Source organism: Nocardioides sambongensis, from assembly GCF_006494815.1.
GTDB classification, from domain to species: Bacteria; Actinomycetota; Actinomycetes; order Propionibacteriales; family Nocardioidaceae; genus Nocardioides; species Nocardioides sambongensis.
In genome coordinates this window covers 659791-683091 of the sequence record NZ_CP041091.1, presented here as the reverse complement: position 1 = coordinate 683091, position 23301 = coordinate 659791, and the positions used below count along the sequence as shown (strand labels likewise).

At 67.1% G+C, this 23301-nt stretch carries 21 protein-coding genes and 3 pseudogenes; 18 read left to right on the top strand and 6 right to left on the bottom strand.

The window, feature by feature from the left end; genetic code table 11:
* Positions 1 to 22 precede the first annotated feature (22 nt).
* From FIV43_RS03175 to FIV43_RS24015, 3 pseudogenes are all read right to left on the bottom strand, one after another.
* A pseudogene (locus FIV43_RS03175) lies at positions 23 to 1632 on the bottom strand (IS1634 family transposase).
* Positions 1633 to 1744: 112 nt separating this feature from the next.
* Positions 1745 to 2070, bottom strand: a pseudogene (locus FIV43_RS03170) (IS1634 family transposase); the annotation flags it as partial.
* Positions 2069 to 2375: pseudogene (locus FIV43_RS24015) on the bottom strand (IS1634 family transposase); the annotation flags it as partial. The pseudogenes FIV43_RS24015 and FIV43_RS03170, both read right to left, overlap by 2 nt.
* Positions 2376 to 2680: 305 nt before the next feature.
* On the opposite strand from FIV43_RS24015, the gene FIV43_RS03165 reads away from it, so the two are divergent.
* The 5 genes from FIV43_RS03165 to FIV43_RS03145 all read left to right on the top strand — a co-directional run bounded on the left by FIV43_RS03165 (position 2681) and on the right by FIV43_RS03145 (position 8045).
* Positions 2681 to 3547, top strand: a complete 867-nt coding sequence (locus FIV43_RS03165; protein ID WP_231123655.1) for a bifunctional DNA primase/polymerase — start codon at positions 2681 to 2683, stop codon at positions 3545 to 3547.
* 343 nt (positions 3548 to 3890) lie between these two features.
* Positions 3891 to 4736 carry a serine/arginine repetitive matrix protein 2 gene (locus FIV43_RS03160; RefSeq protein WP_141012956.1) on the top strand — a complete coding sequence of 282 codons (846 nt, stop codon included), beginning with the start codon at positions 3891 to 3893 and terminating at the stop codon, positions 4734 to 4736.
* On the top strand, positions 4729 to 5730 hold the full coding sequence (locus tag FIV43_RS03155; protein ID WP_141012955.1) for a ParB N-terminal domain-containing protein: 1002 nt from the start codon (positions 4729 to 4731) through the stop codon (positions 5728 to 5730). The genes FIV43_RS03160 and FIV43_RS03155 overlap by 8 nt, the downstream gene beginning before the upstream one ends.
* 353 nt (positions 5731 to 6083) lie before the next feature.
* Positions 6084 to 6443 (top strand): hypothetical protein, encoded by a 360-nt coding sequence (locus tag FIV43_RS03150; protein ID WP_141012954.1) that lies wholly within the window; start codon positions 6084 to 6086, stop codon positions 6441 to 6443.
* Between the two features lie 3 nt (positions 6444 to 6446).
* A complete protein-coding gene (locus FIV43_RS03145; protein WP_141012953.1) occupies positions 6447 to 8045 on the top strand; it encodes a M23 family metallopeptidase in 1599 nt (532 codons plus the stop codon).
* A 322-nt stretch (positions 8046 to 8367) separates the two neighbouring features.
* Here the strand turns inward: FIV43_RS03145 and FIV43_RS03140 are convergent, their stop codons facing one another.
* Together FIV43_RS03140 and FIV43_RS03135 are read right to left on the bottom strand one after the other, a co-directional pair.
* Positions 8368 to 8634: a hypothetical protein gene (locus FIV43_RS03140; protein WP_141012952.1), complete on the bottom strand. Its 267-nt coding sequence runs from the start codon at positions 8632 to 8634 to the stop codon at positions 8368 to 8370.
* A 657-nt stretch (positions 8635 to 9291) separates the two neighbouring features.
* Positions 9292 to 9519, bottom strand: coding sequence for a hypothetical protein (locus FIV43_RS03135; RefSeq protein WP_141012951.1), 228 nt, complete (start codon positions 9517 to 9519; stop codon positions 9292 to 9294).
* Between the two features lie 254 nt (positions 9520 to 9773).
* Between FIV43_RS03135 and FIV43_RS03130 the strand changes: the two genes are divergently transcribed.
* Entirely contained in the window at positions 9774 to 10325 is a 552-nt protein-coding gene (locus tag FIV43_RS03130; RefSeq protein ID WP_141012950.1) for a hypothetical protein, read from the top strand.
* Positions 10325 to 10549, top strand: a complete 225-nt coding sequence (locus FIV43_RS03125; protein WP_141012949.1) for a helix-turn-helix domain-containing protein — start codon at positions 10325 to 10327, stop codon at positions 10547 to 10549. The genes FIV43_RS03130 and FIV43_RS03125 overlap by 1 nt, the downstream gene beginning before the upstream one ends.
* A 147-nt stretch (positions 10550 to 10696) precedes the next feature.
* On the opposite strand, the gene FIV43_RS03120 is transcribed toward FIV43_RS03125, so the two are convergent.
* Positions 10697 to 11602, bottom strand: a complete 906-nt coding sequence (locus tag FIV43_RS03120; RefSeq protein ID WP_181407666.1) for a hypothetical protein — start codon at positions 11600 to 11602, stop codon at positions 10697 to 10699.
* A gap of 212 nt (positions 11603 to 11814) precedes the next feature.
* Between FIV43_RS03120 and FIV43_RS03115 the strand changes: the two genes are divergently transcribed.
* The 11 genes from FIV43_RS03115 (at position 11815) to FIV43_RS03065 (ending at position 23299) form a co-directional block, all read left to right on the top strand.
* Positions 11815 to 12861, top strand: coding sequence for an ArdC-like ssDNA-binding domain-containing protein (locus FIV43_RS03115; protein ID WP_331251043.1), 1047 nt, complete (start codon positions 11815 to 11817; stop codon positions 12859 to 12861).
* Complete coding sequence (locus tag FIV43_RS03110) at positions 12858 to 13391, top strand: hypothetical protein (protein ID WP_141012946.1); 534 nt, start codon at positions 12858 to 12860, stop codon at positions 13389 to 13391. The genes FIV43_RS03115 and FIV43_RS03110 overlap by 4 nt, the downstream gene beginning before the upstream one ends.
* Positions 13388 to 15172, top strand: coding sequence for a type IV secretory system conjugative DNA transfer family protein (locus FIV43_RS03105; RefSeq protein ID WP_141012945.1), 1785 nt, complete (start codon positions 13388 to 13390; stop codon positions 15170 to 15172). Before FIV43_RS03110 ends, FIV43_RS03105 begins: the two co-directional genes overlap by 4 nt.
* 152 nt (positions 15173 to 15324) lie before the next feature.
* The gene (locus tag FIV43_RS03100) at positions 15325 to 16314 is read left to right on the top strand and encodes a hypothetical protein (RefSeq protein ID WP_141012944.1); all 990 of its coding nucleotides are present in this window, start codon (positions 15325 to 15327) and stop codon (positions 16312 to 16314) included.
* A gap of 93 nt (positions 16315 to 16407) precedes the next feature.
* Positions 16408 to 18018 carry an IS1634 family transposase gene (locus tag FIV43_RS03095; protein ID WP_141012943.1) on the top strand — a complete coding sequence of 537 codons (1611 nt, stop codon included), beginning with the start codon at positions 16408 to 16410 and terminating at the stop codon, positions 18016 to 18018.
* 31 nt (positions 18019 to 18049) lie between these two features.
* Positions 18050 to 19432: a DNRLRE domain-containing protein gene (locus FIV43_RS03090; RefSeq protein WP_141012942.1), complete on the top strand. Its 1383-nt coding sequence runs from the start codon at positions 18050 to 18052 to the stop codon at positions 19430 to 19432.
* Between the two features lie 466 nt (positions 19433 to 19898).
* Positions 19899 to 20237: a hypothetical protein gene (locus FIV43_RS03085; RefSeq protein WP_141012941.1), complete on the top strand. Its 339-nt coding sequence runs from the start codon at positions 19899 to 19901 to the stop codon at positions 20235 to 20237.
* A 235-nt stretch (positions 20238 to 20472) separates the two neighbouring features.
* Entirely contained in the window at positions 20473 to 20886 is a 414-nt protein-coding gene (locus FIV43_RS03080) for a single-stranded DNA-binding protein (protein WP_231123654.1), read from the top strand.
* A 10-nt stretch (positions 20887 to 20896) separates the two neighbouring features.
* A complete protein-coding gene (locus FIV43_RS03075; RefSeq protein ID WP_141012940.1) occupies positions 20897 to 21430 on the top strand; it encodes a hypothetical protein in 534 nt (177 codons plus the stop codon).
* A gap of 142 nt (positions 21431 to 21572) precedes the next feature.
* The gene (locus FIV43_RS03070; protein ID WP_141012939.1) at positions 21573 to 21914 is read left to right on the top strand and encodes a hypothetical protein; all 342 of its coding nucleotides are present in this window, start codon (positions 21573 to 21575) and stop codon (positions 21912 to 21914) included.
* Positions 21914 to 23299, top strand: a complete 1386-nt coding sequence (locus tag FIV43_RS03065; protein WP_141012938.1) for a hypothetical protein — start codon at positions 21914 to 21916, stop codon at positions 23297 to 23299. The genes FIV43_RS03070 and FIV43_RS03065 overlap by 1 nt, the downstream gene beginning before the upstream one ends.
* Positions 23300 to 23301 lie beyond the last annotated feature (2 nt).

Below are 23301 nucleotides of genomic sequence, written 5' to 3'. Positions count from 1 at the left end.
TGAGTCGTGCCACCGGGGTGTGTCACTCGGCAGCGGTGTCCAGGGCGTGAAGGATGGCGGCGGCGCCGGGTGTGAGCGGGTCGTTCGCGAGGTGCTCGTGGCCGGCGATCCGGACGGTGACCTGCTGTAGCGGACGCAGGGTCTGCACGATCTTGCGGATGGTAAGCCCGGTGGCGTCTTGAAGGTGACGCGCGATGGCGAGTGCAGCGAACACGATGGTCAGGTGCGCCTCGATCGCATCGCGGGTGTGGTGGAACATCGGCCGGGCCTTCAGGTCGGTCTTGGACATCCGAAACGACTGCTCGACTCGCCACAGGTCGTGATAGCTGGCGATGATCTCCCCGGGACCCATCACGGTGGCGGGGATGTTGGTGACGTAGCCCTTCAACCCGACCAGCCGCCGGGCTCTGGCCAGCGACGCCTCGTCCAGGCTCCGGTTGCCGTTGCTGGTCTTCACGAACCGCGGGGTCCGCGCGGTCTTCTCCCCGTTCACGACGGCACGGGCCTTGTTCTCCTGCAGCGTGAGCGTCTTGTTGTCGCGCACTGCTCGTTTCGCGGAGTAGGCCCACACCGCGCGCCAGGACCGCTGATGGATCTCGGGGTCCCACACCGGCTCGGCGCGCACGTTCGGGTCACTCGCCGCCGGACCGGTGCTGGAAGTCGACTTGGTGGCGCGTTGGTCGCGTGGGGTGAGGGTGTCGATGATCTGGGCGTCGGTGAACGCATCCCCGTGCCAGCGGAAGTGGGACTCCAGATCCTTGGGCGCCTTGGTGACGCGTGATCCGACGATGAACCGCAGCCCCGCTTCGTCGAGTTCACGCAGGTTGGTCGCGGACAGCATCCCGGCGTCAGCAACCACGACCATGTCCGTCAGGCCGTGGCGGGTCTGGAACTGCTCGATGATCGGCAAGATCGTCAACGTCTCCGCTTTGTTGCCCTCGAAGCAGCCGATCTCAAGGGGAACCCGGTCCGGTCGACCAGCAGCCCGACCACGATCTGCGGGTCGACCCTGCGTTCCTTGGAGTAGCCGACCTTGCGCAGCCCGGGCTTGCCGCCCGCGTCGAGATCTTCCTTCTCGGCCTCGAAGTAGAGGGTGGTCACGTCGTAGAGGCACAGGCTGACGTCGCCGTGGCTGAGCGCGTGGCGGAAGCACGCTGCCGCGATCGTCGATCGGTAGTCCCGCTCCTGGGCACGGGCCAGCGAGCGGAACATCGTGCGTAGCGAGGCGTGCGGGACACCGAGCTCGTCCAGAACACGAAGTGAGTCGGCCTTGCTGGTCGGCTCCACGATCCGCGCCAGGACGAGCTGGGCGAACGCCTCGTCGCCGATGGTGTCGAACCCGAGCCGGTCGTAGCCGGCGCGCAGGGCCTGCCACAACACCGCGTTCGACTTGCTGGTGATGACCGCCGTTCCCGGTCGAGGATCTGCTGCCGTGCTGGTGATGCCGTCCAGCGGCAGCTCGCCCTGGCCGGGGTAGAGCTTCTTGCGGGCTACCGCTATCAGCGCCGCCAACTCGGCCTCGTCGTGGGCGGTCCCGACGTGCTCAAGCACGACGTCACGGCCGTCGCGGCGCTCGGCGATCTGGACCTTGGTCGCTCCCGACCGGCCCGCAGCCTTCCGCACGAACACCATGAACCCCGACCGTAGTGCCCCGCGGGGTGTGTCGATCAGCCCGCCCGCAGGCCGCTGACCAGCACAGATATCAACGCGAACTGCGAATCCGGCTCAAGTGGCACGAGTCAGGCCTGCGGGCACGGTCGGCGCGGTACCGGTAGTTGATGACCCGATCCTGCTTCCCGCGAGCCTTCTCCAGTTGCGTTGCGGGCCACGGCTGGGTCAACACCAACCGGACGGGGGTCGGATCATCGGGATGGCCCTCGTGCCACTCCTTCAACTGGTAAGGGATGTCGGGGATCTTCGCGTGGAGGATGAACGACAACCGCGTGTCCTCCAGCGCCTGCTGGTTGCCTGTGGAGACCATCCCGGCATCGGCGACCACGGTCGCGTCCTCCAGCCCCTGGCGGTCTTGAACGCCTCGATCACCGGCACCGTCTGGCACTCGGCCTGGCTCGATGGCCTGGCCGTCGGTGGACGCGTCGCCGTGCCAGCGGAAGTGGGGCTCCAGGTCCACGGGCGCCTTGGTGACGCGAGAGCGGACGATGATCCGCAGCCCCGCCTCGTGGACCTCGCTCAAGTTGGACTAGAGCATCCCGAGATCCCCCACTACGACCATGTCGGCGATGTCGTGGGTGTCGTGTCAGGCTTGGAGCTGCTTGATGATCGGGGTCGTCGTCAACGTCTTGGCCTGGTTGCCCCTCGAGGCAGCCGATCTTGAGCTCGAACCCACGCCTGTCGACCAGCAGACCGACCACGATCACCAGGCTCGACGCATCAGGCTCGCGATCGGAAGACTTGCTCCAGCACGCGCGAGCACACCAAGCGGCGCAAGGCGAGTCCCAGCCATGCGCCTGGATTATCGATGCCATTCGACCACGCCCAGGACTGTCCAATGGAGTCTGCACACCACCATCGCGACTGCCGGTTGAGGATAGGGAGCGCCTTTGACCTGGGCAAATACCGCGATCCGCCACCTTGACGCGGAGTAGGGGAACGATCTCGGACACGTCCTCCGGCCAGCCTCAACGGCATGGATACGTCACGCCTTCGGTTGTGGGCCAGCATGGCAGAGTCCGAGTCAACGGCGGATCTCGCCTCGGCAACGCGGCGATATGTGCACCTCGGCATCCCGGTGTTCCCGTGCGTGCCACGCGGCAAGCGGCCGCTGACGAAGAACGGATTCCACAACGCCACCACATCTGCACGAACGGTGACGGAGTGGTGGCATCGTACGCCCGAGGCGAACATCGGCATCCCGACGGGATGGCGGTCGGGGTTGGATGTGGTGGACGTTGATGTCCATGGCTCCGGCAGTGGGTATCCGGCGTTCGAGGGCGCTCGTGCGGCGGGCATCGCTGACGGATGGGCCTGGCTCGTTCGCACTCCTTCGGGCGGATTGCACGCCTACTATCCGCGCACCGCAGTGACGGACGCCGCTGATCGCGGCGAGCAGAGGTCGTGGCAGGCGCCGTCGGCTCATGTCGACTTCCGCGGTGATGGTGGGTATGTCGTCGTCCCGCCATCGCGACTGAGTATCGACGGCGCCCAGGCCACGTACGCGGTGATCGCGACCGCGACCCACGAGCCCCGTCCGCTCGACGCTCAGCGTCTGCGGGATCTTCTCGAACCGCCACGACCGGCTCCCCCACCAGCGCCGACCCGGGCGCTGGGTAGTCCGGAGGGTCTGGCGAACTACGTCGCCTCGCGTCCGGAGGGCGAACGCAACCGAGGCCTGTTCTGGGCGGCATGCAGGATGGTCGAGGAGGGACACCGGATCGACACGACCCGCTCGATCCTCGGTGACGCCGCGCGCTCTGCGGGGCTGCCCGAGCGCGAGACAGAGTCGACGATTCGGTCGGCGTACCGGATCGCCCAACCAGGTTCCACGAGTCGCACCGTCACGCCCCAGTCGGCGGCGGTGACGATGTGAACACCGACGCCCACTACGAGCGCATGCGCGCGACGCCCGCGTCCGACTCTGCTGAGTCGATTGCTCTCGACACCGACGCCGATCGCCTGGCGCGACACCGCGATTCGTCATGGCATCTCTCACCTAGCCAGCCCACCCAGCCCACCCAGTCGTCCCCGGGCGGGCGGTCGATCGCCTGGGTCCGACCGAGCGACCTGGCGACCGCTGTGGGCTCGCCGGCGGTGGCACGCGGCGCAGCCGTCGAGGAGGCGGCCATCCGTGGAGTGCGCCGCGCTCCCTCACACATCGCCCGCGCCGCGATCGCGCGTCGTCATACCACCCCACGACAGGAAGGTCTGGAACGTTGAGCACCGACTACCGAACCTCTGAAGGCCTCCGAGCGCTGCTAATGCGCCTCGACGCCGACGGCGCGGACGCGTGGCGCGACGACCGGGAGGCACGCGACCTGATGTGCTTCGCAATGGAGAAGTACGGCGCCCTGGCGCACCGCCACGGCATGGAGGCCGAGGACGCCGCCTATGCAGCGTTCGAGGTATTGCGCACTCCGGCCGTCCGACGGGCCGAGGACCCGTGGGCCGTGGTCACCCGTGCGGTGCAGGTGACGCTGATCGCGGACGAACGCGCCGCTGGACTGGTGTGCTCCACCGCGGCCGCGCGCCACCTGGTCCATCACGACTGCCACGACGCCCGACGGATCTTCGACCGCGACGACCTGCTGTGCAACTACCACCCCGTCTTCCAGCTGCCTGCCGCCGAAGACGAGGCCGAACTCGACCCCGACGACACACCTGCAAGCACGGCAGACGAGCCGACCAACGCCTTCCAGGCGATCGACATCGCAGTCGCTCTGTTCGTCCGTCTCGGGTGGCCCCCGCAGACCGCTCGCTTCGCGCTGGAGTACATCTGCACCCGCCTGGTGCTGGCGGGCAGCCGCTCCACTGCGCACGAGTACCTCCGCCGCGACTACCACGCGCTGGCACAGCTCGACCTCGACCGCCGCGGATGGGCCGCGCTCCTGCGGGTGGTCCTCGGCAGCCCCGAGCCCCACCTCGCTCACACCCGCGTCGGGCACGGCGTACTGCAGCGAATCCTGTGCGACGAGCGGCAGGCAGAGCTCCTGCGCGATGACGACCTCGTGCTCGCGATCATCAGAGCCATCCCCGGTCGGGCCCGGAGCTCCCATGCCTGACAAGGGTCACATCGAGCTTCAACGCGCGGTGGCCTCGATCGTTGTCGGGGTCGTGCACCGCACCGACATCGGAGACCTCGAGCCGCTGAAGGCGTCGATCGAGCGACTGGGCCTCCTCCAGCCCATCACCATCGCGCCCGACGGCACGCTCATCTGCGGTCGACGACGCCTCGAAGCCATCCGCGAACTCGGATGGACGACGGTGAAGGTCTGGGTGCGCACCGGGCTCTCCGACCGGCTGCACAGCCTGCTGGCGTGGCAGGACGAGAACACCCTGCACAAGCCGCTGACCGAGCTCGAAGCAGCTCGACTCTTCCGAGAGCTCAACGCGGCCATGAAGGAGGACAGCCAGCGCCGCCAGGAAGCCACCCAGTTCAAAGGCTCCATGGACACCGAAGACCGGACCGATGCGACCTCCGAAGGTGAAACTGAAAGCGGCAGAGGTGACGGTGGTGTTGAGTCAACACCACCGTCGTCGCTGGCCGGGAAGACACGCTCCCAGGCGGCTCGGGCGGTCACCGGAGTGGATTCCCATCAGCGGCTGGAGCGCATCAACGACCTCGCCGACCTCGCCAGCGACACCGCCGTGGCGCTCAAGATCCGAGAGGTGGCCCAGGCCGGGCTGGACGAGATCGATGCCGGCAAGCCCGTCGCCCCGATCTACGAACACGTCATGGCGTTGAAGCGGGAGGAGGACGAGGCCGAGCTCGACCGGCTCGCGCGGGAGGCGCTCGAACGGGTCAAACAGCCGCGGTCTCGTCGCAAGGTCTCCAAGGAGGTGGCCCAGCGCAAGCGATCGGTCCGGGGTTTCGTTCACACCTGGACCGACATGAACGGATGGTCTGCCAGGTACGACGCCGAGGAGATCGGCGTCCTGCTCGATGACGAACAGTGGGCGCTGTTCGAGCGCGTTGTCGACGAGACCGCTGCGTTTCACCGTGCGGCCGCGGACGCGCGGTCGGCGCGGGTGACGAGTACCGTCGCGGCGAGCTGAGAGATCGTCATGCTCGTGCAACGCCCGGAGTCGCTCGTACGCCGGCGCCTGGTCATCGCCGTGGTCAGCGGACTCCTCTTGCTGGTGGCTATCGGTGCGTGGATCTTCCTCACCCCCACACACGGGGGTGGGTCGAACCCGCCGGGCCAGGTGGGCAGTCAACCGACAGCGTCCGCGCCGGAGGTTGGCGACAACCACGGGGAGGGGCCACCGCACGCGACGGCTGATGAGCTTCCGCCGTTGGACTCGACCAGTGACCCGGAAGTCTTTGCGCGCTCCGTGGCCGAAGCGTTGTTCTCGTGGGACACCACCTCGCAGGTGCCCCGGCGAGGTACGCGGGGCGGCTGGTTGGGGTGGCCGACCCCACCGGTGAGTCTGCACCCGGTCTGGTGGCCGACGTGGCGGCGTACTTGCCGACCGACGAGGCGTGGGCGATGCTGCGCGCCTACGCGACGCGGCAATGGCTCGAGATCACCTCCTCCGAGGTCCCCTCGCTATGGGCGCAGGCGCTCGAGGAGGCCGGCCCGAGCGGGCTGGCACCGGGCACCGTCGCCTACACGATCCAGGGCATCCGCCACCGCAGCGGCGTCTGGGAGGGCGCAGCAGTGAGCAGTGAGCATTCGGTGGCCTTCACCGTCTTCGTCGTCTGCGGACCCAGCTATCCCGAGTGTCACCTGCTGCGGCTGTCTCGACTCGACGAGCCGCTGGAGTGAGCGGTGATCAAGGTCGTGGTCGGGCTCAGCCTGACCGGGCTGCTGTTGGGGCCGGCGGCAGTCCTGATCGGGATCGGGGTGCTCCTCAACCCCGCTGCGCAGGCCACCTGCCCCACTCCGGTCGGCAATGTCTCGATCGGCCCGGTACCCAACCAGTTCACCGGCCGCCTCGCCGACGGCACCCGCGTCACGCTCGGCCGCCAACAGCTACGGCACGCGGCCATCATCATCGCTATCGGCAGCCAGACTGCCGGCGTCGGTTCCGACGGCATCACCGTCGCGCTGATGGCCGGGCTGACCGAGTCCTGGCTCAGGATGCTCGCCAACCCCACGGCGTACCCCGAGTCCACGCGCTATCCCAACGACGGCAGCGGCGCCGACAGCGACTCGCTCGGCATCTTCCAGATGCGCCCCACTGCCGGATGGGGCACCGTTCCGGAACTGATGGACCCGACCTACCAGGCACGCGCCTTCTACGGCGGAGCCAACGGCCCGAACCACGGCTCTCCGCGCGGCCTCCTCGATATCCCCGGATGGCGAGCAATGTCCAAGGGCGCGGCAGCGCAGGCAGTCGAGGTCTCGGCGTACCCCGACCGCTACACGAACACGATGCCCCTCGCCGTCGCGATCCTCGACCGGCTGACATCCACATCACCACGGGCCACCAACCTGCCGCCCACCTCACGCGTCGTCTTCCCACTCCCCCAAGGCACCTGGCACAAGACATCCACCTACGGCCCACGGATCGACCCGATCACCGGCGACCGCTCCGTCCACACCGGCGTCGACTACGCCGCGCCCGCCGGCACACCCATCCTCGCCATCGCCGACGGCACCGTGCTCTTCGCCGGCGCCGTCTCCTCCGGCTACGCACACCTGATCCTGATCCAACACCGGATCGGCGGGCGTCAGCTGGTCTCTGGCTACGCCCACATGTACGCCGACGGCATCGACGTACGGAAAGGCCAGACCATCACCGCAGGTCAACGGATCGGCGTCGTCGGCGCAGACGGCAAGGCCACCGGCCCTCATCTCCACTTCGAGATCCGGGTCGGCGGCCCCAACGGTTCGACCATCAATCCGGAGCCCTGGCTCGCCCACCACGACGCCGCCGAAGGACCACCCGCGTCATCTGGCGACACGGCAGAGTGCGCCCCCGACTCCCCCGCACGCCCTGCACTACCTTTCCCCGGCGGCAACCCCAACCGCCTCGTCGACGACCCCACTACCGGCGGTCGGATCACCGCCCGCATGGCCTACGTCCTCGGCCAGGCCCGACGTCAGTTCCCGACCTCGCAGTGGTCATGCTGGCGCTCCGACAACCCCGTCTCCGACCACCCCCACGGCCGGGCCTGCGACGGTACCTTCGGCAACCCCATCGGCACCCGCGCCACCGGCCCCGCCCTCGACCTCGGCTGGCGCGTCACGAACTGGCTCCAAACCAACGCCCGCACCCTCGGCGTCGCCTACCTCATCTGGCAAGGAAAGATCTGGTCGGTCGCCCGAGCCGACGAAGGATGGCGACCCTACGACGGCGGCGGCCGGTACAACCCAGCCGACGTCATCGGTGGCCATTGGGACCACCTGCACGTCTCGGTCTAGTGAAGCTACCTACTCGACGATGTCGTCGGCAGCTGCCGATACCCCTTCTCCGCCGTTACCGGACGATGGCAGCTACGGCAATGGCGGCCCTTGCAGGCCGATTCCGGACAGTCTATGCGACGGCATCGCGTTGGCCCCAGCATCTTGGGGCGGCCGCTCTGTTCGGCCACGCCATAGGCTCATTTGTGAACTGGACGACTTCGCGGCGCGACCTCGTTGGGGCGCGATCACACCAGATCCACGGCCCCGACAGCACCCGAACGGCGTGCTGCCAAGGCCCAGGGCGAACGCGGAAACACCCCAGGACGCTGCCGCCAACTGCTCAGTCGCGTCGATAGACCACTTCGTACTCGTCGCCCAACTCGCGCTGGAGCCGGGCAGTAAGCTCTAAACCGGCCTCCCGGTGTCCTTCCGGCTCGATGACAAAGCTATCCTCGAGGCCCCATTGTTCAAGCGCCGAGATCAACTCATCGGATATGCCGAGTTTATCTCGGGCCCCCTCTTCGCCGAGATAACCTCCGCGCACCCAGAGCGGAAAGCTGCCACTCTCGGAGAACACCCTGACGAGTTGGCGCCGGCTCTGTTCCATCGTCGGATCCTATCGCGATTCAGACGAACCTTCCTGAGTCAACTGTTATATCGGTGAAGAACGACACGTACGCGGCGCAACGACCAGGGCTATCTGGCGTCGGGTGCGGGAGACCCCCATCAGACACGACGGCCTCGGCGCGGGCACGAACTGACCTCTGGACGGACCTCTCGACCAACTCGGTCGCCGCGATGACCGACGTATACCGGGCTCGCCCTCCTAGGGTGTGCCCATGTGGCCGGATGATGCGAAGTCGCTCAGTCCTCTGATGCTATCGGCGGGTCTCGTCCTTTTCTTGATCGCACAGATCGACAGCTTCCGCGACCGAGACCGTCGCGAGCGAACCGCAAGGGAGCGGCCACAACCGATCCGCCTCACCTCGCGCGGTCGAGCGTTGATGATCGCTGCCTCCGCTTTCATCGCGGTCAGCGCGGTCCTCGTCGTTTTCGGTTAGTGACCGGTTGAGCAGGCGGTGGCGCCTGGCTTTGCTGTGACGCCCGCTCACGCCGAGATACGGGCGTGCATCGGATGCGCCCGTCCGCAACTTCCGTGCGCTACACGCGTCACGAGCCGATGAGTGAGCCATCGGCATCACCCTCAACGACGGTTGCGCGGGAACGCGACATCGATGCCGGGCCGGACCTCGCCAGCGGGCGGTCAGGAGGCGAGCGACTGCGAGGCGACGAATGGCCTCTGGTCCATCTGCTCGAGATGCTGGTCCACGGCGATCGTGAGGTCACCTTGGTTTGCATTGGCAACCCAGAGCATCAACAGAGAGGCGACCGTGCCGCCGGCTGCGACGGCGATCATTGCCGGCCCGATCCACTCGAGCCTGGACTGCGCTGCCACGTCCAAACTGCCGTAGGTCGGGTACCAGGCCAGCACCGCCAGAAGCGCACTGACTGCGCATCCGAGCGCAGTCCGGCCGACCGCGGCATACGGCCGCGTGCGGGCCTGGGGGATTACGGACGGGATGCACCCAACGTGTTACACGGTCCCCGCCCGGGGTCGCGGCTGTGCACGGGCTAGCGACACGCCAACCATGGACGCTCGGTTGAGAGCTGCGTCGTTGTCGCGCTCGACCCGTGTCATCGGAGGTATCGACAGTCGATGCGATCGATGATCGATATGGTTCCTGGGTGCACCTTTCCGTTCGCCGGCCGCCTGGCTTCTTCTTCGCCCGCGTATTGCTGGGTGTGAGCGTCCTGAGCGGCGCGCTCCTGATCGTCAGCGTCGTTGCTTCTGTCATGTCTTCCGATCCGGTGTTCCGCGAGATCGCCAACCGGAGCCGTGACGTCGGAGTCGTGGACGCGAGCGAGTCGCTGCTGCTGATCAATGCTGCCCCGGACGTCCTGCTCGGGACAGTCACGCTCGTCACTGGATGGTTGCTGCTCGTGGTCGTCGTCGACATCCAACGCGGTATGCCGTTCGAGAGCCACGCGCCCCGTCGACTTCGGTGGGCGTCGTACGTCGTTGTCGTTGGCGTCATCGGACACGCCCTGTTGTCCGCGTGGGCCGATACCGCCCTGCTCGCCGAGGTCGGCCGACACGGTGAGGGGTTCCTTGCCTACGCCGCACGGCACCTGTTCGACACCTCGGCGTGGTGGCTGGTCGCCGCGCTGCTCAGTGTGTTCGCTGCCGCTTTCGGTGCCGGGCGACGTCTGGCTGAGGATGCGGACGGTCTCATCTGATGCCGGCGACCGATCACCACCGGATCACATGCAACCTTGGTGAGCTCCTTGCAGATCGCGGGATGACTCTCGCTGCACTCGCCGAGGCGACCGGAGTGACCGTCGCCAACCTGAGTGTGCTGAAGAACAACCGCGCCCGCGCGATCAGGTTCTCAACCCTTACGGCTGTGTGCGATGCACTGTCGTGCACGCCGGGCGACCTCCTCGAGACCCAAGACGTGTAGGCGGTACCGGCCGGCACCGCGCGCTGCGACCTGTTTCCCTCGTGGAGCAATCAAGTGCGTCAATGCGCCGCGATAGATGCGCTCGCCTGGACTGCGGCGCCCCAAGCCGTCGCTGGGGTCGTCAATTTCAGCCAGACGACGCGGCCGTCATGTCCCGGTGCAGAGGAATGCCGGGTCAGCGAGGAAGGGCCAGGACTCGGTCGCGTCTCGTCCGGTGGTTCCTCCAGGGGTGGTGTCGCGGAGTTGGATGCCGAACCGGTAGGGCTTCTTGAGCTTGAGGATGATTGGCAGGCTCTTCCCGGGCGTGAGGGACGGAGAGGTGTAGATGGGTGCGTCGTCGGTGGTGAAGGCGATCGTCGCCGATGAGTCATCGGCCGAGATGTCGGCGACGCCCAGGACTGCCTTGAAGGACTTGCAGTGCCGCCCCGGGGTGAAGCGGCCCTCCCAGCTTCCCGTGTGGGAGGAGTAGGCGGCGCCCCATCCCTCGTAGACGCGACCGTTGACACTGGCTGTGCCGAAGATCGCTCCGCCGACCTCGTAGTAGGGGGCGTACTCCGAGAGCGGAATCCACCGCCACACCGTGACTCCGATGGCGCGGGACGCTACCGGCTTCTTGAAGCCCCGATAGTTGACGAGGAGGCGGTAGCGCTCGCGGTTCTCCTCGATGGCGGTCCGGTTGAAGTTGATCTTGCGATGACCGCGGACTTTGAGGGTCTTCACCGTCTGCCAACTCGGTGTGCCGTAGTAGGTCGGCACGTACCACTTCTGCAGCACGACCCGGCGAGCTCGTTTGGGCACGGCGATCGTGGCCGTGACGGTGAACCGATCACCCTCCTCAACGTGGCCGGTCGACCGCAGAACCGGCCTGGACACGGTCAGCACCCGTGCCGCGAGCGGCGGCGCAGACCGCTCGGCCAAGACCAGCTCACCGGCCGCGGCACGGGCTACCTGGTGCGAGTTCGGCGCAGCCGACGCGGCCGCCCACGGGGCGATAGCCGCCATCACCAAAGCCACCCCGCTCATCAATGCCATCCGTGTACGCCTGCGCTGCACGTTCCGCCCCCAGTTCCTCGCTCGATCTGCTCACCGCATCCTGCAACCGGTCGCCATCCTTGCGCAGCCGAACGCCCGAGGACGGGACTCGATCCCAGACAACCCGGTCGCACCCGTAGAGCACTGGGCGTGCTGGCGCACCTTCGTGGCGATGGAGGAGGCGAAGTCGCATGCGCAATCCGCACACCACGCCGACCGACCGGGCAGCAAAGTTGGACGCGCTGCAGGAGCGGCTTGCCGCTGCTGTCACAGACCTCGTAGGCGGCGAGGACTGGAGGCGCGCCCTCGAGTTCGCGGCACGGTTTCGCAGTCGGTCGTTCAACAACACGCTGCTGATCTACGTCCAGCACGCGGCCGCCTACGAAGCCGGCCGAGTGCCTGACCCCGTACCGTCGTACGTCGCCGGGTTCAGGCAGTGGAAGACCCTCGGCCGGAGCGTGGACAAGGGGCAGTCTGGCTACCAGATCCTCGCCCCGGTCACCGCCCGGTACGCGTCGGTCCAGCCAGGCATCAAGGGCTCGTGGCGTCGGCTCAGTCGGGGTGAGCGACCGGGCCCGGGTGAGACTGTCAGGTCGAGGCTGGTCGGGCTGCGGCCGGCGTACGTGTGGGACGTCTCGCAGACATCCGGTGAGCCGATCCCGAAGCGACCGCTACCCCGCGTGCTGAGCGGCGCCGCCCCCGACTGCCTGATCGACGGGCTGGCGGCGCAGATCTCGACGGCCGGGTTCCAGCTGCACCGCGTCTCCGACGCGCGGGCGATCGGTGGTGCCAACGGGCTCACCGACCACGCCCAGCGTGTGGTCTCTGTCCGCACCGACATGGATCCAGCCGCTCAGGCCAAGACCCTCGCGCACGAACTTGCCCACGCCCTGATGCACGACCCCGCCAACGCAGCAACCAGCGACGACAACGGCAGCGGCAACGACCTCGGCGATGGACGTCTGCATCGCGGCATCGCGGAGGTTGAGGCAGAGAGTGTTGCCCTCATGGTCGGCGCGGCGCACGGCATGGACACCACCGACTACACCGTCCCCTACGTCTCGGCCTGGGCTCACAGCGTTCCCGACAAGGCCCCCACCGAGGTCGTCCAAGCCACCGCTGAGCGAGTCCGGTCGACTGCGGTGCAGATCCTTGACGGCCTCGACACTCTCCAAGCCGGTGGCGGCGACCCACCCGGACTCCACCGCGAGTCTCCCCGCACGGGCCAGGTCGCCTCGCGAACAGCCGAAGTCGCGGCACCCGACCTGGTCAACCTATGAGCGCCACCGACGTTCACGTCCCCGTCGCCCTTCCCCTCCTCGACGTCACCATCGGCGACGAAGGGCAGATCACCATCACCCTCGATGGTCAGCCGTACGGCGACACCGCTGACCTCGATCGCAGCGGTATCCAGCAGGTGGTGGACGACATCACCGCCGCCCGCGGTCCGATGCGAGTCCACGTCACCGAGCACGACGGCACAGAGTTCACCGACATCGCCCTCCCCCACCACCCCGACGCCGCGGGCAAGAACCCCGACACGAAGGACCTGGATGAGGAGGACCACGCGCCGGGACGAACGCCACCGACTGCCCGAACGATGGCTACCGGGATCACCGGGACCGGACTACTGCCTGAGGAGGACGTCCACCTCGCCCTGGTCATCGCAACCGACACCGCCGACCGCGACGGCGCGGTCCAGGTGCGTCTGCCGGCCGCTGTCCTCACCCGGACCGACGCGCAGCTCCTGCTGGTCGGTGCGACCTCTGGCCACACCACGGTCTGTGTCCGCCCGAGTGCTCGCGCATGAAGTCGCGCAGGGCGTCGGTCGACGACCACCTCACCAACCTCGCACTCGCCACCATCGGCGCCCTCGGAACGCTCGCGATGCTGCTGCACGCCGCCGGCCGAGTCACCGCCTGGATCACCGGCCACCCCCAACCAGCCCGAGGACCCGACAGCACCGTCCGCGTACTGCTCGAACCAACCGACCCCGGCACGGCTCTCGGCACACCCGACCTCCCTGCCATCGCCTACTGGCTCATCGTGCTCACGGCGTTCGCGCTCGTCGCCGGCGGCGCCTACGGAGCGTGGCGGGCTATCGACCGAAGCCGCCACCTCCACGCACGCGACCCGCGGCGCATCCCCGGGACCGCGACCCACCGCGACGTCATACACACCGCCTCCAAGAAGGCCCTGCTCGCACACGCCCGCACGCTGCGGCCGAGCCTCGAGCATCCGCGCCCTGCCGATGTGGGCTACCAGCTCGGGCACGCCCACGGCATCGAGGTCTGGTCCTCGGTCGAGGACTCCACCCTGATCATCGGCCCACCCAGGTCCGGCAAAGGACTGCACCTGGTCATCAACGCCATCCTCGACGCCCCCGGACCTGTCATCACGACCTCCACCCGACCCGACAACCTCACCGCCACCCTCACTGCACGACAACAACGCGGCCCCGTCGCGGTCTTCGACCCCCAACGCCTCGCCGGCAACACCCCCGCCGGTCTCCGTTGGTCCCCCATCCGCGGCTGCCAAGAACCCCTCACCGCGATGATCCGAGCCACCGGACTCGCCTCCGCCACCGGACTCGGCAAAGGCGGCGTCGAGTCCGGCAACTTCTGGGAAGGCAAGACCCGCACCGCCCTCCAAGCACTCCTCCACGCCGCAGCCCTCGACCACCGCAGCCCCCGCGAACTCCTCGACTGGACCCTCAACCCCACCGCCGCCGTCGACGCCGTCGCCATCCTCGCCAGCCACCCCCACGCCGCACCCGGCTGGAGCGACGCCCTGGAATCGATGGTCCACGCCGACCCCCGCACCCGCGACTCTATCTGGATGGGCGTCTCCCTCGCCCTGGCCAGCCTCGCCGACCCACGCATCCTCACCGCCGTCAGCCCCGGACCCGACGAAGCCTTCGACCCCACCGAGTTCCTCACCAACAACGGCACCCTCTACCTCCTCGCCACCGGCGCCGGCGCCGGCGCGTCCTGGTCCCTGGTCGCCGCACTCATCGAAGACCTCGTCGAAACCGCCCGCCACCTCGCCGCCGCATCCCCCGGCGCACGACTGGACCCACCCCTGCTCATGGCGCTCGACGAGATCGGCAACCTCGCCCCACTCCCCTCACTCCCTGTCCTCATGGCCGAAGGAGGCGGCACCGGCATCACCACCATGCCCGTCCTCCAGTCACTGGCCCAGGCACGCGACAAGTGGGGCAACCACGCCGCCAACGCCATCTGGGACGCCGCCATCGTCAAGATCATCCTCGGCGGCTCCACCGCCACCCGCGACCTCCAAGACCTCACCACCCTCATCGGCGAACGCGACGAACCCACCCACAGCACCTCGACCGACGGCCACGGCAGCCACACCCACCAACGCTCCATCCGACGAGTACCGATCATGACCCCCGAAACCATCCGCACCCTGCCCTTCGGCACAGGCCTCACTCTGCTGCGCAGCGCGCCGCCGATCATCACCACACTGCGACCCTGGACCACACGACACGCAGCAGCGAGACCTGCACAGAACAGCCACGTTTCGGGACGAACAACAGGCGCCCGAGCCAGCAGGGCGAGAGCCCCATGAGCACAGGATCCACAAGATCCAAGGCACGACCGTCGCTACCGTTTCTCACCAGCAACGGACAATCTCGAAACCGTTTTGGCATTCCGGAGACGGGCGGCTTGAAGTCCTGTCAGACTCCGTCGACTCGGTTGGACAGAACAAGGGGGCGGTCCATGGCGACGTGGCGATCAACGGATGGTCGGCGCAAGCAAACCGGCTTGGCGGTGGTGGCGTTGGCCACGATGACAGCCGCCTGTTTGAGTGCGGTGGCGGGCGAGTCTGCGAAGGCGGCGCCAGCGGCTCCCGCTTCGCCGTCCGGTGCGGCTACGGGTCGGGTAGTGGAGTTGTCGACGGCGACCTCTGATGTGTTCGTGCAGCCGGATGGTTCCTATGAGTACGTCGGGTACGCCGCGCCGGTGAACTACCGGGATGCCGATGGTGTGTGGCAGCCGATCGACAACAACCTGGTCGACGCGGCCGGGCAGACCTTTGCTGTGGAGAATGCGGCGAACAGCTACACCGTCAAGCTCCCAGAAGACGCCTCCGCGGACCCGGTCAAGATTGTTGACGGCGGCCATTCGGTGTCGTTCTCGATGGCCGGTCTGGAAGGTGACCCGTCGGTCGACGGTGCGATCGCCACCTACGAGGTCAGCGACGACACCCAGGCCATCGCCGCCGAGGTGACATATGAAGCCACCGGCCAGGGCGTCAAGGAGTCCATCATCCTCGACCAGGCACCCGCCGAGCCCGTGGTCTATGAGTTCGGACTCGAGATGAGTGCGGAGCTGAGCCCAGAACTCCGGGCGAACGGTGAGATCGAGATCCTCGACTCCAACAACCGGGTTGCCTTCACGATGCCGGCGCCGTTCATGACCGATGCAAACGAGGCCCTGTCGACCGAGGTCACCTACGAACTCGATCAGGGCACCGAGGGCGGGTGGACGTTGAGCGTCACCCCAGACCTCGCGTGGCTCCAGAGCACCGACCGCTCCTACCCGGTTGTCGTCGATCCGACGCTGAACACCAGCCCCACCAGCGATGCGTGGATCAGGGAGGAGGAGCCCACCACGAACTCCTCGACCGGGGCCCACATGCGGGTCGGCGGCATCGCCGGCCGGCAACGACGAGCGCTGCTGAAGTTCGACCTGACTCGTGCCACTTGAGCCGGATTCGCAGTTCGCGTTGATATCTGTGCTGGTCAGCGGCCTGCGGGCGGGCTGATCGACACACCCCGCGGGGCACTACGGTCGGGGTTCATGGTGTTCGTGCGGAAGGCTGCGGGCCGGTCGGGAGCGACCAAGGTCCAGATCGCCGAGCGCCGCGACGGCCGTGACGTCGTGCTTGAGCACGTCGGGACCGCCCACGACGAGGCCGAGTTGGCGGCGCTGATAGCGGTAGCCCGCAAGAAGCTCTACCCCGGCCAGGGCGAGCTGCCGCTGGACGGCATCACCAGCACGGCAGCAGATCCTCGACCGGGAACGGCGGTCATCACCAGCAAGTCGAACGCGGTGTTGTGGCAGGCCCTGCGCGCCGGCTACGACCGGCTCGGGTTCGACACCATCGGCGACGAGGCGTTCGCCCAGCTCGTCCTGGCGCGGATCGTGGAGCCGACCAGCAAGGCCGACTCACTTCGTGTTCTGGACGAGCTCGGTGTCCCGCACGCCTCGCTACGCACGATGTTCCGCTCGCTGGCCCGTGCCCAGGAGCGGGACTACCGATCGACGATCGCGGCAGCGTGCTTCCGCCACGCGCTCAGCCACGGCGACGTCAGCCTGTGCCTCTACGACGTGACCACCCTCTACTTCGAGGCCGAGAAGGAAGATCTCGACGCGGGCGGCAAGCCCGGGCTGCGCAAGGTCGGCTACTCCAAGGAACGCAGGGTCGACCCGCAGATCGTGGTCGGGCTGCTGGTCGACCGGACCGGGTTCCCCCTTGAGATCGGCTGCTTCGAGGGCAACAAAGCGGAGACGTTGACGATCTTGCCGATCATCGAGCAGTTCCAGACCCGCCACGGCCTGACGGACATGGTCGTGGTTGCTGACGCCGGGATGCTGTCCGCGACCAACCTGCGTGAACTCGACGAAGCGGGGCTGCGGTTCATCGTCGGATCACGCGTCACCAAGGCGCCCAAGGATCTGGAGTCCCACTTCCGCTGGCACGGGGATGCGTTCACCGACGCCCAGATCATCGACACCCTCACCCCACGCGACCAACGCGCCACCAAGTCGACTTCCAGCACCGGTCCGGCGGCGAGTGACCCGAACGTGCGCGCCGAGCCGGTGTGGGACCCCGAGATCCATCAGCGGTCCTGGCGCGCGGTGTGGGCCTACTCCGCGAAACGAGCAGTGCGCGACAACAAGACGCTCACGCTGCAGGAGAACAAGGCCCGTGCCGTCGTGAACGGGGAGAAGACCGCGCGGACCCCGCGGTTCGTGAAGACCAGCAACGGCAACCGGAGCCTGGACGAGGCGTCGCTGGCCAGAGCCCGGCGGCTGGTCGGGTTGAAGGGCTACGTCACCAACATCCCCGCCACCGTGATGGGTCCCGGGGAGATCATCGCCAGCTATCACGACCTGTGGCGAGTCGAGCAGTCGTTTCGGATGTCCAAGACCGACCTGAAGGCCCGGCCGATGTTCCACCACACCCGCGATGCGATCGAGGCGCACCTGACCATCGTGTTCGCTGCACTCGCCATCGCGCGTCACCTTCAAGACGCCACCGGGCTTACCATCCGCAAGATCGTGCAGACCCTGCGTCCGCTACAGCAGGTCACCGTCCGGATCGCCGGCCACGAGCACCTCGCGAACGACCCGCTCACACCCGGCGCCGCCGCCATCCTTCACGCCCTGGACACCGCTGCCGAGTGACACACCCCGGTGGCACGACTCAGGGGCCCACATGCGGGTCGGCGGCATCGCCGGCCGGCAACGACGAGCGCTGCTGAAGTTCGATGTCTCCAACCTGCCCGCCACGGCAACCATCTACAGCGCGAGCCTCGACCTCTACGTCGACTCCACCCAGACCACCGGGTCCGGAAACCACGACTTCACCGCCCGTCGAGTGAGCGAGGCGTGGATCGACTCGGCCGTCACGTGGAACAAGAGGACCGCCGCGCAGACGTGGACCACGCCCGGTGGCGTGTGGAACAGCTCGAGCCCGGTGGTGAACATGAACGGCGGCACCAGCGGCTACCGGTCCTTCGAGGTCGACGGCATCGTCAAGAGCTGGGTCAACAACGGGATCGACAACCACGGAATCCTCATCCGACAGAACGAGGCATCCGACCGCGTCATCTGGTTCCGATCCGTCGACAACGCCACCAACCAACCCCGCCTCAAGGTCACCTACGAGTTGATCAACAACGCGCCCGACGCGCCACTTCGGGTCGACTTGTCACCGTCCAGCGGACAGTACGCTTCCCTGACGCCGACCCTGCGTACGTATGTGTCCGATCCTGACGAGGACGACACGGCAGCTGAGATTGCCATCTACCAGGGAGGCACGCCGGTATGGACATACCAGACGCCTACGTCTCCCTCAGGCACAGCCATCGAGGTTGTCGTTCCGAGCGGGACCCTGACGGCAGGGGGCGCCTACACAGTCAAGGCTCGCGGGAGCGACGGATCGCTGAACTCGTCATGGTCCTCGAGCCAGCCGTTCGTTGCCGCGCCGTTGCCATCTGTACCACACGATCTAGCTGCTACCCCATGCACGGGCGATTGTGCTACGCCCGAACTTTTCGTGTCTTCGCTCACTCCGACCTTTACTGTCCAGTCCGAGGCACCGAGCGGCGCGTCAATCACCTTCGCCTGGGAGTTACTCTCGGCTGAGGGAGAGCAGATCCTCACCCACACGAGCACGCCAGCGACTGGCTCCCTTGGGACCTGGACTCTTCCCGCCGGGCTGATCAGTAATGGTGACTATTACTTTCTCCGAGCTCAAGCGCAGACCGCCTACAATTCGGGCTGGTCGGAGCCGGTGGAGTTCGGGGTAGAGACGTCTCCGCCACCTGCGGGCGACGTGGACCCGCAAGGCGCACTGACTGACGCTGAGATAGATCCGAATGGCGTCGCTGAAGCTCCCTTGGATGTGGCGCCCTATCAGGTGATGCCCGCAGGTGATGCAGCTTCGATCCTCGCGGAAACCGCGACTCCTCCCGCTACTGAGGCCCTGGGGCGTCCACTGCGACACAATTCGATCACCCGAGCGACCCTGGGCCAGACATTCCGTACTCAGGCTGGGCTGCATGTGGCGCGTTCGACGGCAAGTACAAAGTCGTAAAGGACTACACCCGCTATGCCTGGCACTCTCGAATGGAGCGATACTACGCTCGCCTTTACTGCGGGATCTATGAACCAGAGCCCGATCTGAGCCTGTTTGGCTACCGTCACATTAAAGATCGTCACGCAGGGCAGTTCTCGAAATGGTCGTGGATGATAGGTCGACAATGGCAGGATCTCGCGGGATGGATGATGAAGTGGGCACTGTCGGACCCCGACAAAGCGACGGTCCCCAACGCTACCCGCTTCTGCTATCAGCGTAGATTCTTCTTGATGTATGGGGCAGACGATCCCTACCGAGTTCGGGTCGTAATGTGGCTCGGCAAAACAGGTGTCAGAATCATGAGTCTCGCTCCAACAAACGCAAGTGGAAAAGGCCCATGCAAGGGCCCAGAATCGGCTATGACCAAGAATGATCCAGACGCGCGCTGATAACGCGAACCCGTCGAGCCGATAGACTGTTTGGCATGGAAGACAACCGCACCACGCCGCAGTCTGACGACCTGCCGCAGATTAGGTCCGTTCGAATATCGGACGACCCATACGCCGGACCGTTCTGGGAGGACGGCGTCCACATATCATCCCACTACGACGAGTTGTCTGCATGGATCGGAATCTCGAAAGAACTCTTCGATAAGATCGCCGCCTGGCACGGGACCTTCAATGCCAATGCGACCCCACCGAGATGGGACCCCGATCGCGACGAATGGATCGCAGAGAAAGAGCGGCGTCGGTCGAAACTGACAAAAGAACTGCGGGCAGAAATCGGCGGAAGGTTTCGTATTGACCCCACTCCGGGTAGGTGACTAGTAGTTGTCGGCGTGCCTCCTACGCTGGAGATAGGCCTTCGCCGGGCTCCCTTCTGTCCGAAATCTGGCGTGTCCCAAGACGCGACATAACTGGCTTCTGAGCAGTCACCCCACCCACCCCGGCACCTCGCAGCGCCTTGCAGAAGCATGTGACACCCCGGTGGCGATTCGACACCTGCAAGGCACGAAGCGGCCAGCGCCCAGCTGCCGCGAACCCCTTGGGAGCCTGCCGATGTCGATCCCCACCCAGATGAGCCTGACCGGGTTCATCGCCAGCCCGCCCGAGATCCACTTCTCCGAATCCGGTACCGCCCGGATGCACGCCCGCATCGGGTGCGAGCACTACCGCAAAGAAGTCGATGGGTCGTTCACCAAGCTCGACCCGACCTTCCACGACCTCGTCGTCTTCGGCGACACCGCCCTGAAGGCCTACGAGCGATTCCGCAAGGGCGATGCGTTCCTCGCCTCCGGCTACATCCACGAATACGAAGTCCCGCCGGCGACACCACCCGGATCAAGGAACAGTTCGTCGCCCGCCGGATCGGACACGACACCAACCGCACCCGGTACGACGTACAACGCCGCCGCCTCGATCCCCCGGCACCCACAGCACAGCAGGCCGTGTCCGAGCAAGCTCCGGCCGTAGGGCACTGACTATGACGGTGCCGCCGCCGGCGATGGGTGCGGACCATCAGCCGGACCATCAGTCGGACTATCGCCCGGATGAGTCCGCGATCCCGATCAGTCCGGTCAACTGGCTCACCCTCACCCCGGACGAGGCCCGCAACGAGCTCATCGACCTCGACCGCTGGGTCGACTTCCTCCGCATCACCTACGGACTGCCGCCCACGATCCTGCCGCCCTACTGGCACCGCCACGACGAACTGATCTGGGAGCTGTCCGCACTCCACCTGCACTGGCTCAACAGCTACGCCCCCGACGCGCCACTGTCCGCGCCGATCAACTGGCACCACGACTTCACCCTCGCCCGCGCCCGGCTGCGCGACTGGGTCGCCCTCAACGGCACACGCCTCGACCACGACCGCCCCACCCGGACCACCACCTGGCCCGGCGAACCCACCCCACCGGCCACGACCGAGGTCGCCATCACCGACCGCGCCGCCGACTTCCGGGCCTTCCTCGCCGAAGACCACGCCCAACGCCTCGCCCGCACCCATACCTGGCCGTAACCCGGCCTCAACCCGCCGAGGCGCGGTCGGCATCCACAGCACCCGTGCCCAACAACCAGCAGTGCCGTACGCGGCACCGACGCTGGCCGAACCACCACTCCACCCGGACTCGTCCCACCCCGTGCTCGTCAGGAGGCCGCTCATGCTGCTCGCCGACGCCATCGCGATCGCCGAAGCCAGGACCTACCTCGCCGCTCTCGCCGACACCGCCACCACCCTCGACGGATCACTCGCCTACGAGCTGACACTGCTCAGCCTCGACACCGCCTACGCCGACGACGTACCCGCCCTCGACAACACCTTCCACCCACCCGACACTGCCGCGCTGCACGCCATCGCGGCCGCCGCGATCAGCACGCTGGCCTCCCACGGACTCGACCCGCTCCAGGTCGAGCTCCTCCACGCGATGCTCGACGACGCCCGCACCCAAGACCGGCAGCCTCCAGACAAGCAGAATCCAGACCATCCGCAGGGCGAGTCCTGATGTACGGCGAGACCGGGCAGATGCTCCGCACCGAACTCACCGCCCTGCTGCACCAACACCGCGTCCGGCACTACCTCCAACAGGCTGAACAGGCTGAACAGTCCACCGCGTCCCGCGAGACCAGCGAGACCAGCGCAGGAGTCGAGCGGGCAAGCGGCCTGCTCCTGCAGTACCGCCTCTCGGTGCTGACCTGGTGCATCCAAGCCTGCACCGCCGCCCAACCCCTGGCGTTCAGCAACCAACCACCCGCCAAGTCCAACCCGTTCCACCCAAACCCCGGCGCTGGTGGCGTCGTCCACCCGCTCCTCAAACTGCTCCGCGACAACCGCGAACAGCAGGACACGAACCTGCCCACCCTCGCCGAACTCACCACGCCCCACACGGTCCCGCTGGTCGAGCACTGGCGCGCCGCCGCCAAAGCAGCCGCCCTCGCCGAGCACGACATCGGCGGCACCGACACCCACGGCATCCTCACCACGCCCCAAGCCCAAGCACTGGTCGGCGACGTCGCCGCGATCACCCAAGCCCTCGTCGTACTCGACCGCCGCTACCACCTACTCCCCGGCTGGCAGCCCCTCGCCCACCCCCAACGACTCGGGTGGGCAACCCTCGCCGCCGCGCTCGACACCGGCCTCGGACAACCCGACTACACCATCGACAAACTCGGCTGGCAGCCCCTCGTCCGCTCCATGCGCGGCGCAGCCAAACCAGGCGTCCTCGGTGTCCTCCAGGCCGAACACAACCTGCTCCACGCCCTCAAAGGACTCCCCACCGCCCGCGACCTACGCCTCATCGTCGATTCCCAACGCCGCGTCACCACCACCCTCGCGGTCCTCGCCGCACCGGTCGACCAACGCCTCCACGACGCCTTCACCCGCCGCGCCCAGAGCTACGCCGACCTCCACCGCGCGCTCCGTGACATCGGAGGCCTACTCGGCCACGGCAAGGCCGCGGTCGCCCAAGCCGCCACCCTCGCCACACGAACCACCAAACTCACCGGCAACGAGATCGTCGAACCCCGCCAACTCGCCGCCTTCCACAACCTCTTCACCCGCGTCGACAACCGCATCGCCGACATCGTCGAACACGCCATCGCCGGCGGCACCTACCTCCAACGCACCACTCTCCCCGAGCTCGCCGACACCGGCGCTCCTGTCCTACGCCTGCGCGAGCGCTACACCCCATCACCGAACCAACCCAAGTCGAGGCCATCACCATCGTCCGCAACCGGATCCGGCCCGAGCACCCAGTGCCACGAACAACCGCCAACCAAGACCCCAGCCGACCGGCCCTCCACACCGCGCTCAGTTACCGAGCCCGTGAGGAGTCACCGCCGACACTCCATCAGTAGGGCGCGGAGCGAGGCGCACTCCGACTACGTCTGATA

Bases quoted from the DNA above. Each gene is read 5' to 3' on its own strand.
- FIV43_RS03095 (WP_141012943.1), top strand. From the start codon at position 16,408: ATGGTGTTCGTGCGGAAGGCTGCGGGCCGGTCGGGAGCGACCAAGGTC.
- FIV43_RS03140 (WP_141012952.1), bottom strand. From the start codon at position 8,634: ATGGAACAGAGCCGGCGCCAACTCGTCAGGGTGTTCTCCGAGAGTGGC.
- FIV43_RS03080 (WP_231123654.1), top strand. From the start codon at position 20,473: ATGTCGATCCCCACCCAGATGAGCCTGACCGGGTTCATCGCCAGCCCG.
- FIV43_RS03085 (WP_141012941.1), top strand. From the start codon at position 19,899: ATGGAAGACAACCGCACCACGCCGCAGTCTGACGACCTGCCGCAGATT.
- FIV43_RS03165 (WP_231123655.1), top strand. From the start codon at position 2,681: ATGGCAGAGTCCGAGTCAACGGCGGATCTCGCCTCGGCAACGCGGCGA.
- FIV43_RS03070 (WP_141012939.1), top strand. From the start codon at position 21,573: ATGCTGCTCGCCGACGCCATCGCGATCGCCGAAGCCAGGACCTACCTC.
- FIV43_RS03065 (WP_141012938.1), top strand. From the start codon at position 21,914: ATGTACGGCGAGACCGGGCAGATGCTCCGCACCGAACTCACCGCCCTG.
- FIV43_RS03075 (WP_141012940.1), top strand. From the start codon at position 20,897: ATGACGGTGCCGCCGCCGGCGATGGGTGCGGACCATCAGCCGGACCAT.
- FIV43_RS03125 (WP_141012949.1), top strand. From the start codon at position 10,325: ATGCCGGCGACCGATCACCACCGGATCACATGCAACCTTGGTGAGCTC.
- FIV43_RS03090 (WP_141012942.1), top strand. From the start codon at position 18,050: ATGCGGGTCGGCGGCATCGCCGGCCGGCAACGACGAGCGCTGCTGAAG.
- FIV43_RS03155 (WP_141012955.1), top strand. From the start codon at position 4,729: ATGCCTGACAAGGGTCACATCGAGCTTCAACGCGCGGTGGCCTCGATC.
- FIV43_RS03100 (WP_141012944.1), top strand. From the start codon at position 15,325: ATGGCGACGTGGCGATCAACGGATGGTCGGCGCAAGCAAACCGGCTTG.
- FIV43_RS03105 (WP_141012945.1), top strand. From the start codon at position 13,388: ATGAAGTCGCGCAGGGCGTCGGTCGACGACCACCTCACCAACCTCGCA.
- FIV43_RS03110 (WP_141012946.1), top strand. From the start codon at position 12,858: ATGAGCGCCACCGACGTTCACGTCCCCGTCGCCCTTCCCCTCCTCGAC.